Genomic DNA, 11,159 nt, shown 5'->3' with positions numbered 1-11,159 from the left:
GTCCTTCCCCCCGGCCCCCTACGTCCACGCCTACGACGCCAACGGCAAGGAGATCTACAACCAGAAGACCCAACCCAACGTCAAGAACACCCGCAAGTAGCCGTAACCCCGGACGCCCGATGGGGCCCGGCTCCGGGCGGAGCCGGGCCCGTCTCGGCGCCTCGGGGCCACCGACGGGACGGCCCGGCCACGGCCGGTGCGCTCCGCACGCGCCGCGGCCGGGGATGTCCGCTGGTGGGCGGCGGGCGGTGGCGGGCAGGATGCCGCCATGACGACGAGCGGAACCCCCGGGACGGCGGCCGGGGCGGTGCAGGAGCTGCGGGGGATCGCCCACGCGTGGGTCGACGGCCGGTACGCCGAGCCGGAGTCGCTGATCCAGGCCGCTGTCCGCGCCCTGTCCGCGGGCGTGGACACCCCGTCGCTGTGGTTGCTCGCCTGGCTGCTCAGCGGTGAGGAGGACCAGGCCCCGGGGCTGTTCGACCGGGTGATGGACGAGCTCGGGTTCGGCTTCCGGCCGCCCGAGGGCGCCGGGGACTACTGGCAGGGCCGGCTGGCGCTCGCCCGGTGGTGGGCCGCCGAGATCGCCGGCGGGTGGCTCGACCCCGTCGAGGGGGCCTTGCTCATCGTCGAGAACGTGGCCGAGGTCTACGGGTCGTGCGAGGAGCTGGCACCCGTGGTCGACGCGGTGGCGGTCCACCTGGGCCGGGCCGGATCGCAGGCGCCCGCGGAGGAGATCGCCGCACACCTGACCCGGGCCGCCGGTGAACTCCTGGCCCGCATCCCGCCCCCGCCCGGCTCACCGGCCCCGGTCCACGGCGACGACCCGGACGGCGGCAGGCCGGCCTGACCCGCCCTGCGTGCCCGTGGACCACCTCGTGCCCGTACCACCGGACGTTCGAGGGTCGTGAGCGATCCGAGCGGCACGATTCCAGGGCCGCCTTCCAGGACGGTGAACAGCAGCGGATGTGGATGGACCCGCGGACCGGCGGGATCAGCGACCACTCCGGGCTCCCCGTCGTCACCGCCGCGGAGGCGGTGTGACCACCTGTCGGCATCGCGTCATCCTGTTCGTGTAGCGACGGTCACAAAGGGCGCGTCAAGGCCGCAGGTTCTGCGGCGCGGGGTCGTCCGGGCGAAGGATCTTCGGTTTCCGCGTGCAGGAATCCCGGCGGACCGAATCTCTGGCTGATGTAGAAGATGCAACGACTTTCACGTGACCGGCTTGAACCGATCACTTTCGCTCCTCATTCCGATCACGAATCGGGGCTGTTCGCCCACGACTGGTAGGAATGATTCCGAGCGGGCCGATCGCCACCGGACGTCCTGACCAGCGCCGACGACGCGCCGGGCAGTCGACGTCGCCGACCGGTCCGCGAAGAACGGGGGGCACCGAAAGTTCTTCACACATTCCACCTGGGGGGCATTGCCATGTCCGAAAGCACCACCACCGACCTCACCCGCCGACGGATGCTGCAAGGCGCCGTCGTCGCGACCGCCGTCGCCGCGGGCACGGTCGTCCTGGGCCTCACCGGCCCCGCCGCGACCCCCGCCGTCGGCGCCGACACGGCGGGCGGCGAGAGCTTCGACGAGGTCTTCCGCGGCCGCCGCATCCAGGGCATGCCGATGTCCGGCGACGGCCACCACGCGATGAGCGGCTACATGGTGCTGATCGACGGCCGGGAGCTGCACATGATGCGCAACGCGGACGGCACCTGGATCAGCGTCATCAACCACTACGAGACCTTCACCACGCCGCGGGCGCTGGTCCGGGCCGCCGTGAACTCCCTGGACGGCGCCGACCTGGCCCCGATCGCCGCCTGACTCCGGACCGCACAACGGCCTCCGCACAGACCACCCTCGAAGGAAGAACCATGGCAGTCCGCAAGAACCAGGCGACCATGACGGCCGCGGAGAAGCGCGCCTTCGTCAACGCCGTCCTGGAACTCAAGCGCCGCGGCGCCTACGACGCGTTCGTCAGCACGCACAACGACTTCATCATGAGCGACACCGACACCACCGAGCGCACAGGTCACCGCTCGCCGTCCTTCCTGCCCTGGCACCGCAGCTTCCTGCTGCGCTTCGAGCGGGCGCTGCAGGCGATCGACGCCACCGTCACGCTGCCGTACTGGGACTGGACCACCGACCGCACCCCGGACTCCTCCCTCTGGGGCCCGGACTTCCTCGGCGGGGGCGGCGGCGCCACCGACGGCCGGGTGACCACGGGCCCGTTCGCGCAGAGCTCCGGCAACTGGACGCTCACCGTCAGGCCCGACTCCCGCAACTACCTGATCCGCCGGCTGGGCCAGAGCGGTCAGGGCCTGCCGACCAGGGCCGACGTGGACGCCGTGCTGGGGATGGCCACGTACGACGCCGCGCCGTTCAACAGCTCCAGCGCCGGCTTCCGCAACAACCTGGAGGGCTGGACGGGCGTCAACGTGCACAACCGGGTGCACGTCTGGGTCGGCGGCACCATGAGCACCGGGATGTCGCCCAACGACCCGGTGTTCTGGATGCACCACTGCATGATCGACCGCCTCTGGGCCGGCTGGCAGAGCCGCCACCCGGGCGAGGGCTACCAGCCCGTCCGCCGCACCAGGAACGTGGTCGCCCTGAACGACAGCATGAAGCCGTGGAACGACGTCACCCCGGCCGACCTGCTGGACCACACCAAGTTCTACACGTACGACACCGCGTACTGATCCGGCCGGCCCGGGTCGGGGGTCGGGGCAGTGGCCACCGCCCCGACCCCCGACCCGGGTGGTCTGGACCATTGGGCGCATTTCGGCCGCGCGGTCATTTTCGGCCGTAGTCGGACCATCGACGGTTCGCACGGGATCCGGTCCCCCTATTCTCGTGCCCGATCGCGGCTCCGTCGGAGCCGGGCGACACACGCACGGAATTCCCGCCCGAACCACCCACGATGGGGGAGTCCTCATGCCCAGGCCCAGAATCGCCCGCTTCCTGGCCGCCGCCGGTGTCGCGGCGCTGCTCCCGCTGTCCTTCGCAGCCGACGCACACGCGGCCACGTACCTGCAGACGATCTCGCTCATGAACGTCACCACCATGAAGTGTGCCGACCTACCGGGTTACGGCTGGAACCCGGTGGACACCCGCGTCAGTCAGTACCCCTGCCGGCCCGGCCGCGACGACAACCAGATGTGGCGGCTGGAGCGGACCCGGACCGTCGACGGCCGGGCCCTGTACCAGTTCGCCAACGACAAGAGCGGCTACTGCCTCGACCTGCCCGACTACGGCGCGGCCCCGGCCGGTGCCCCGGTGGCCGTCTACACCTGCGCCTCCGACCCCGCGACCGACAACCAGGAGTGGTACCTCGTCGACGTCGTCGGCAACGGGGGCTACGAGATCGTCAACTACAAGAGCGGCCTCTGCCTGGACGTCGCCGGCTGGGCCGGAGACGGGAGCGACCGGGCCGACGACCTGCCCCTGACGGCGTACCCCTGCTACGACAGCTCGTGGCACGGTGGCGTGTACGAGGGCTACGACGACCACATCTGGCGGTTCTACGGCTGATCGTGCGTCATGTTGTGCGGCCCCGCACCCTCGTCGGGGGTGCGGGTGCCGATCAGCGCGGCGCCGCCGGGCGCCGACACCGCCCCAGGATGCCCGACCGGTGTCTATGCGAGTAGACCCCCGCCTGTGAATTTCGCGTGACGGGCAGCGGCCCTCAGCGCGTCGAAACGCCGTCCCGCGGGTCGTCCGCGGTCGGTCGGCGGGGGTCGTTCAGCGGTTCACCGCCCGCATCCCGTCCTCGTCGTAGCGCTCGCCGGACACCTCGGGCAGTTCGGCCTCGATGCGGGCCAGGTCCTGATCGGTCAACTCGACGTCGACGGCGCCCGCGTTCTGCTCCAGGTAGGTGCGGCGCTTGGTGCCCGGGATCGGCACGAGGTGCTCGCCGCGGGCCAGCACCCAGGCGATCGCCAGCTGGGCCGGTGTCACGTCCTTCTCCGCGGCGATCTCCTTCACCTTCCCGGCGAGCCTGAGGTTGGCCGCCAGATTGGCCTCCGTGAAGCGCGGGTTGGTGCGGCGGAAGTCACCCTCGTCGAGTTCGTCCGGGGAGCTGAAGCGGCCCGCGAGGAAGCCGCGGCCGAGCGGGGAGTACGGCACGAAGCCGATTCCCAGCTCCCGGCAGGTGGGGAGCACCTCGGCCTCCACGTCCCGGGTCCAGAGCGAGTACTCGCTCTGGACGGCGGTGATCGGGTGGACGGCGTGGGCGCGGCGGATGGTGTCGCCGCTCGCCTCGCTCAGCCCGATGTGCCGCACCTTCCCCTCGGCGACCAGTTCGCCGAGCGCGCCGACGGTCTCCTCGATGGGCACGGTCGGGTCGACCCGGTGCTGGTAGTACAGGTCGATGCGGTCGGTGCCGAGCCGCTTCAGCGAGCCGTGCACGGAACCGCGGACGTGCTCGGCCGAGCCGTCCTGGCGGCCCACGGTCGACATGTCGCCCGGAACGGCGCCGTCCATGCGGTAGTTGAACTTCGTGGCGATCACGTACTCGTCGCGGTGCCCCCGGACGGCCTCGCCGACCAGGGACTCGTTGGTGAGCGGCCCGTAGACCTGCGCCGTGTCGAGGAACGTGATGCCCAGGTCCAGGGCGCGCCGGATGGTCGCGACGCCCTCGGCCTGGTCGGCGGTGCCGTAGAAGGCGGACATCCCCATGCATCCGAGGCCGATGGCCGATACCTGGAGGTCCCGCAGACTGCGCTGTTGCATGTGGCGTGCCAGCCCTTCGTCTCGATCGTCCCGGGGCCCGGCGCCTTCCGGCGCCCCGGTCCGGGTGACCGGTCGGGCCCGTCTCCTCGGAGAGGACCCTACGGTGCCGGGGCCGCGGGGGCCCGGAGGCGGTACCCGATGTCCCGGCCGCGGTTCACGGGGTCGCGCGCAGGGCGCGTCGGAGGCACTCCGTGAACCGGTCGAGGACGGCGGGGTCTCCGGCGGCGCGGGAGGGGTTGAGCTCGCAGATCGACAGCGCCCGGAAGCGCGGGTCCCGGCAGGCGGTGTCCAGTGCTTCGGACAGGGCGTCGAGCGTCGGGCCGCTGTTGCGGCCGTCGGTGCTCTCGGCGAGCGGCGCGTCGGTGAAGTCCAGGACGTCGACGTCGACGTGCACGGCCAGGGGGCCGGCGGGGAGCGTACCGAGGGCCCGGGTCACCTCGGTGCCCGGCGCGGTGGCGAGGTCGGTGTGCGAGCCCCAGCGCAGGCCCAGGGCCCGTGCCTGCTCGCGTTCCCAGGAGGTCGCGGCCTGGGGGTCGATGCCGAGGAGGTGGAGCCGGTCCGGGGTGAGCAGGGGGCGACGGGCGAACGCGGCCGCCAGCGGCTCCGCGGCTCCGGGCAGGTCCAGCCCGTGGGCGAGGCCCATCCAGTCGAGGGCGCCCTCGCGGGTGCTCGCCGGGGTGTTGAGGTCGAAGTGCCGGTCGATGTAGAGCAGGCCGGCGTCCGGGTCGCGTGCCGTGAGAGCGGCCATCACGCCCAGGGCGACGGTGCAGTTGCCGCCGATGACCAGGACGTCCGCGTCCTCGTCCAGCGCCGCGGCGACGTGGTCGGCGACGGCCTCGACGGCCCGGACCACCGCCGCGAGGTTCTGGGCCCGCGGGTGCTGCCGGTCCGGGGCCCACACGTGCAGCGGCCCGTCCCCGGCGTCCCGCACCCGGCGGCCCGCCGCGCTCAGGCGTTCGACCAGGCCCAGCTCGCGCAACACCCGTGGTGCGGCCTCCTGGCCGGGCGCGTAGCTGCCCGCACTGGTCGGTGCGCCGACCACGACGAGATCCCGTCGCATCCACCCATCATCGCCGTCCGTCCGGACGGGCGCGAGCGGGCTGCTCCCGGCCACGGGGGAGCGGCGATGCCGCCCGCGGAGAAGGGCGCCGGCGCGGTCCGCCGGGCCGTGGGGGCGCGGCAGCTGTGGAGGGGGGCGCGACCCGCTGGCTCGGCCACCCGCACCGGTAGGGCGTCCCGCGGGTACCGGGCCCGCGGTTACCGGTCCCGCAGGCTCAACCGACCTTCCAGAGCGCCAGGTAGGCGTCGAAGCATCCCACCAGGAACCTGCTGTCGGGGCTGAAGACGAGGTGCTCCGGCATGAAGGGCCTGGGGGTGAGGGCGTTCGCCTCGTCGAGTCCGCGGACGGGGTTCCAGGTGGCCGTGGACCAGACCCGCACCCGTCCGTCCTGCTCGGCGCCCGCGAGCAGGCCGCCGTCCGGGCTGAACGCCAGGGCGGACACCGGGTTGGAGGGGAAGGGGAGCGTCTCGACCACCGCGCGGGTGGTGATGTCCCACACCTTCACCTCTCCCCGGGAGGCGGTGGCGAGGACCTTGCCGTCCGGACTGACCGCGAGGGCGATCGCACCGTCCCCGGCGTTCTCCACCGTTGCGAGGAGCCTTCCCTGGCGGGCGTCCCAGAAGCGCAGCAGGCTCTGCCGGTCCTGGCCGGTCGTGGCGACGACGGTGCGGCCGTCCCGGGCGAAGGCCATGCACAACACTTCCCCGTCCGCCTCGAACGCCGGGTGCTCGATCGGATTGGTGATGGTGGTGACCAGGGTGCGGCTCCCGACGTCCCACACGGTGATCACGCGGTTGGCGCTGTACGCCAGGGTCCTGCCGTCCGGGCTGTACGCGAGGTTCGCGTATCCGGCCTTCTTCTGGTTCCGGTCGCCCTGGAGGGTGGCCGCCTTCTTCCGGGACGCCGTGTCCCACAGCGTGATCGTCGCGAAGTCGTCGACGCTGGCGAGCAGCGAGCCGTCCGGGCTGAACTTCACGGCGAAGGTGAGGTTGCCGTCGATGCCCGGCACGGCCGAGGTGCCGAGGTCGGCCGCGACGTCCAGGCCGGGGCTGTTCCACAACGTCAGGCCGCTGCCGTGGTCGCCCACCGCGAGGAGCGTGCCGTCCGGGCTGTAGTCCAGGGCGGTCTGCCGGGTGCGCCACTTGGGGGAGACCCTGAAGGCGGGTTCCGACGGAGTACCGGGAGACGTCGGGGTGGCCGCGGGCGTGGGCGACGGGCTCGGTCCGACCGGGGCCGCCGACGACGTGTTCGGCGAGGTCGTCGGCGGCGGGAGCGTCTGCGGACCGCCCGCGGTCGGGGAGCCCGCGGTCCGGTCGAGTGCGAGCGGCACGGCCGTCGCCGCGGCGGCACCCGCGCCGAGCACGGCGAACAGCACCGTTCGCCGACTCGGGCGCCGGCGCCGCGCCGGATCCACGTCGGATCCCTCGGCCGCCGGTGGATCCGCCGCACCGGGCGTCGGGACCGGTCGTTCCGGCCCGGCGGGCCCGGTCGGCACCGGGAGCGCGGTCCTGGTCGGCAGGTCCTCGTTCGCGACGTGTCCGGTCAGGACGATCGTCCCGGTGTCGGACGCCACCAGCCGGCCGGCGCCCTCGGTCAGGCCGAGGAGGCGGGTGACGGCGGCCTGCTGCTCGTCGATCAGGGCGTGCACGGCGGCCGGCCACGGCCGTACGGCCGGGGCCAGCGGCCCGAGTTCGTGCGCGATCCCCGCGGGCGTGGGCCGCAGCTTCGGGTCCTTGGACAGGCACCGCGCGACGAGCTCGCGCAGCTCCTCCGGGACGGCGGAGAGGTCGGGTCGGGTGTGGACCACGTTGTAGAGCGTCTGCGGTGCGGAGGTGCCGGTGAACGGGCTGCGGCCGGTGCACGCCTGGACCAGCACCGCACCGAGCGAGAACACGTCGCTGGCCGGGGTGAGTTCACCTCCTTCGGCCTGCTCGGGGGACATGAAGGCGGGGGAACCGACGAGCCAGCCGGTGTGGGTGATCTCGGTGCCGCCCTCGCTGTCGGTGGCCCGGGCGATCCCGAAGTCGATGACCCGGGGCCCGTCGGCGGCGAGCAGGACGTTGGACGGCTTGAGGTCGCGGTGGATGAGCCCGGCCCGGTGGATCCCGCCCAGCGCGGCGGCCAGCCCGGCGGCCAGGCGCACCACCGCCTCGGCCGGCAGCGGACCGGCCCGCTCCACGGAGTCGCTCAGGGCCGGGCCGGGCACGAAGACCGAGGCCAGCCACGGCAGCGGCGCGTCCGCGTCGGCATCGAGCACGGCCGCCGTGTACGCGCCGGACACCCGCCGGGACGTCTCCACCTCGCGGCGGAAGCGCGCACGGAATCCGCCGTCCTCCACGAACTGTGAGCGCACGACCTTGACCGCGACCAGGCGCCCGTCCGGTGCGACGCCCAGCAGCACGCGCCCCATGCCGCCGCGCCCCAACTCTGCCACGACCCGGTACGGACCGACGGTGAGCCGGTCCGCGTCCCCCAACGGCTCCATCGGCCCCCTCCGACGTATGTGGCAACTCCGGGCGTACGCGCCCCTGTTGCCTGCCTTGGCGCGAGCATCTCACATCCTGGCGCGGCGGCGCAGGTCGCAGTGCGTGCTCCTGCGGCCTCCGGCGTCGTCGATGCGGGCCTCGGCGCCCCTCAGGCCGCGCGGGTGGCGGCGACGGGGGTGAGGGCGGCGTACTCCAGCGGAGCCGAGGGGTCGACGGAGAGGTTCATCGGGGCGGGTGCGGCACCCGCGCGGACGAGCAGGTCGCCGATGGCGGCGATCATGGCGCCGTTGTCGGTGCAGAGCCGCAGCGCCGGGACGCGCAGCGTGATGCCGGCGGAGGCGCAGCGCCGTTCGGTCAGGGCGCGGATCCGGGAGTTGGCGGCGACCCCGCCGACCACGACCAGGGTGTCGATGCCGTGGTCGGTGCAGGCCCGGACGGCCTTGCGGGTGAGGGTGTCGGCGATCGCCTCCTGCAGTGCGGCGGCGGCGTCGGGGACGTGCGGCTCGGTGCCGGCGGCACGCTGGGCCTCCACCCAGCGGGCGGCGGCGGTCTTGAGGCCGGAGAAGGAGAACGCGTACGGGGGGTCGTTCGGCCCGCTCAGCGGGCGGGGCAGGCGGACGGCCTTCGGGTCGCCGTCGCGGGCGGCCCGGTCGATGGCGGGCCCGCCGGGGTAGGGCAGGTGGAGGATGCGGGCGACCTTGTCGAAGCACTCGCCGGCGGCGTCGTCCAGGGTGTCGCCGAGGTGGACGATCGGGTCGCGCGCCAGGTCGCGCACCAGCAGCAGCGAGGTGTGCCCGCCGGAGACGATCAGGACGATGCACGGGTCGGGCAGCGGCCCGCCGTCGAGGGTGGCGGCGGCGACGTGGCCGGCGAGGTGGTGGACGCCGTACAGCGGGACGCCGAGCGAGAAGGCGTAGCCCTTGGCGGCGGCGACGCCGACCTGCAGGGCGCCGGACAGGCCCGGGCCGGCGGTCACGGCGACGGCGCCGACGTCGGCCAGGGTGAGTCCGGCCCGGGTCAGGGCCTCGTCGACGACCGGGGCCATGGCGTGGACGTGGGCCCGGGCGGCGATCTCGGGCACCACGCCGCCGAACCGCGCGTGTTCGTCCATGCTGGACGCCACCGCGTGCCCCAGCAGGACGCCGTCGCGCACCAGCCCGGCGCCGGTCTCGTCGCACGACGATTCGATCCCGAGCACCACCGGCGATCCCGCCATCACCCACGACTCCTTGTTGCCTAAGTTCAGTATTTGCGAATAACTGGCAACAAGGATAGGCGAGCGCCCGCCGGCGACCACCGTGCCGGGGGTGGGACGCGCAGCTCAGGGGCCCTGCGCCCGCCCGGCGAAGATTCATCCAGGTGTTCGGAACTTCCCGGGGTTCCGGCCCGACTCCTGTGCCGGGTGCCGTCGCCGACGGTGTCCGCTACGGGAGGAGGGCGGAGCATGCGGCCCAGGAGCTGCTCGTCGCGTCGGCCGGGACGCGTCGGCCGGGGGTGCGCGCTGTGAGCGCGGTGACGGGCCGGGAGGCGCCAGCGGCGGTCACGGACCGCTGGAGCCTGGTGGCGGTCGCGGGGATGCTGTCGTTCGTGGCGATGCTCGACATGAACATCGTCAACATCGCCCTCGCGGACATCGCCGGGGGCTTGCGGGTGTCCGCGCAGACCGCCCAGTGGGCCGCCCTCGGGTACCAGCTCCCCCTGGTGGCGCTGCTCCTGCCGGCCGGTCGGTGGCTGGGCGCGGTCGGCACCCGCCCGGCGCTGCTGACCGCCCTCGGCGGGTTCGCGCTGGGCAGCGCCGCGGCCGCGGCCGCGCCGTGGGCGGGTGCGCTGATCGCGGCCCGGATGGTCCAGGGGGCCTTCGGCGCGGTGCTGTTCGTCCTGATGCCGGTGCTGGCGATGCGGTCGGTGCGGCCCGGGCTGCGGGGCCGTGCGATGAGCGTGCCGGCCACGCTGGGGCCGCTCGGTGCGGTCACCGGCCCGGCCCTGGGCGGGCTGATCGTCGACCACCTTGGCTGGCGGGCGGTCTTCCTGGTGAAGCTGCCGGTCTGCCTGGCCGCCTGGCTCGTCGCCCGCCGGCACCTGCCCCGGGGAGGCGCCCTGGCGCGGCCGGCCCGGACGGAGGTCACCGACGCGGCGCTCATCGGCGGCGCCGTCTGCGTCGTCCTCCTCGGGCTCACCCTGACCGCGGACGCCCCCGGCTGGCTGCTGCTGGGCGCCCCGGCCGTCCCGCTGACCGCGCTGTGGCTGCGGCGGGCCGGCGGACAGCCCGTCAGGTCGGTGCTGCGGGAGAACCGGACGGCCGGCCTCAACACCGCGGTGCTGGCCGTCGCCGGGGCCTTCGCCGCCGTGCACTACCTGCTCGCCCTGCACCTGCAGCGCGACGAGGCCGCCGGCGCCACCGCCACCGGCCTGACCATCCTGTGCTTCCCCCTCGCCATGGGGATCGCCGGACCGCTCGGCGGCCGGCTCGCCGACCGCTACGGCGCCCGGCCCACCGCGACCGCCGGCGCCGCGCTCACCGCGCTCGGCTTCCTGCTGCTCGCCCCGCTCGGTGACACCTGGACCCTGCCGGACGTCGCCTGGCGCCTCGCCCTCGCCGGAACCGGCATGGGCCTGTACGGCGGCCCGACCCAGGCCATGGTGATGACCTCCGCCACCCCGGCGACGGTGGCCACCGCCGCCTCCACCGTGCAGCTCGCCCGCAGCCTCGGCTTCACCCTCGGCCCGGCCCTGGCCACCGCCGCCTGGAGCCTCGGCGGCTCCGGTGCGGGCGGCCTGCACCTCGGCCTCGGCCTCGCCGCCGCCGGCAGCTGCCTCGCGGTGCCGCTGCTGGCGCGGCACGGCCGCCCCGCCGTCGCCCAGGCCGCCTGATCCCGCCCCAC

The 11,159-nt window shown here is 74.0% G+C and carries 9 protein-coding genes; 5 read left to right on the top strand and 4 right to left on the bottom strand.

Features of this window, described 5'->3' with window-relative positions:
* Positions 1–268 precede the first annotated feature (268 nt).
* The 4 genes from AB0N04_RS32055 to AB0N04_RS32040 all read left to right on the top strand — a co-directional run bounded on the left by AB0N04_RS32055 (position 269) and on the right by AB0N04_RS32040 (position 3,531).
* Positions 269–847 (top strand): hypothetical protein, encoded by a 579-nt coding sequence (locus tag AB0N04_RS32055; RefSeq protein ID WP_360217931.1) that lies wholly within the window; start codon positions 269–271, stop codon positions 845–847.
* A gap of 581 nt (positions 848–1,428) precedes the next feature.
* On the top strand, positions 1,429–1,821 hold the full coding sequence (locus AB0N04_RS32050) for a tyrosinase cofactor (protein ID WP_360217934.1): 393 nt from the start codon (positions 1,429–1,431) through the stop codon (positions 1,819–1,821).
* A 50-nt stretch (positions 1,822–1,871) separates the two neighbouring features.
* The gene (locus AB0N04_RS32045) at positions 1,872–2,699 is read left to right on the top strand and encodes a tyrosinase family protein (RefSeq protein WP_360217937.1); all 828 of its coding nucleotides are present in this window, start codon (positions 1,872–1,874) and stop codon (positions 2,697–2,699) included.
* 235 nt (positions 2,700–2,934) lie between these two features.
* A complete protein-coding gene (locus AB0N04_RS32040) occupies positions 2,935–3,531 on the top strand; it encodes an RICIN domain-containing protein (protein ID WP_360217940.1) in 597 nt (198 codons plus the stop codon).
* A 210-nt stretch (positions 3,532–3,741) separates the two neighbouring features.
* On the opposite strand, the gene AB0N04_RS32035 is transcribed toward AB0N04_RS32040, so the two are convergent.
* The 4 genes from AB0N04_RS32035 to tsaD form a co-directional block, all read right to left on the bottom strand.
* Complete coding sequence (locus AB0N04_RS32035) at positions 3,742–4,731, bottom strand: aldo/keto reductase (RefSeq protein ID WP_360217943.1); 990 nt, start codon at positions 4,729–4,731, stop codon at positions 3,742–3,744.
* 154 nt (positions 4,732–4,885) lie between these two features.
* Positions 4,886–5,791: an arginase family protein gene (locus tag AB0N04_RS32030; protein ID WP_360217945.1), complete on the bottom strand. Its 906-nt coding sequence runs from the start codon at positions 5,789–5,791 to the stop codon at positions 4,886–4,888.
* Positions 5,792–6,005: 214 nt separating this feature from the next.
* On the bottom strand, positions 6,006–8,276 hold the full coding sequence (locus AB0N04_RS32025) for a protein kinase (protein ID WP_360217948.1): 2,271 nt from the start codon (positions 8,274–8,276) through the stop codon (positions 6,006–6,008).
* A 149-nt stretch (positions 8,277–8,425) separates the two neighbouring features.
* The gene (gene tsaD, locus AB0N04_RS32020; protein WP_360217951.1) at positions 8,426–9,493 is read right to left on the bottom strand and encodes a tRNA (adenosine(37)-N6)-threonylcarbamoyltransferase complex transferase subunit TsaD; all 1,068 of its coding nucleotides are present in this window, start codon (positions 9,491–9,493) and stop codon (positions 8,426–8,428) included.
* A 287-nt stretch (positions 9,494–9,780) separates the two neighbouring features.
* Here tsaD and AB0N04_RS32015 point away from each other — a divergent pair, with 287 nt between their 5' ends.
* Positions 9,781–11,148: an MFS transporter gene (locus AB0N04_RS32015; protein WP_360217954.1), complete on the top strand. Its 1,368-nt coding sequence runs from the start codon at positions 9,781–9,783 to the stop codon at positions 11,146–11,148.
* The last annotated feature ends 11 nt before the right edge of the window (positions 11,149–11,159 follow it).

Source organism: Kitasatospora sp. NPDC051702, from assembly GCF_040681575.1.
Lineage (GTDB): Bacteria > Actinomycetota > Actinomycetes > Streptomycetales > Streptomycetaceae > Kitasatospora.
This window is presented reverse-complemented; position numbering and strand designations above follow the sequence as displayed.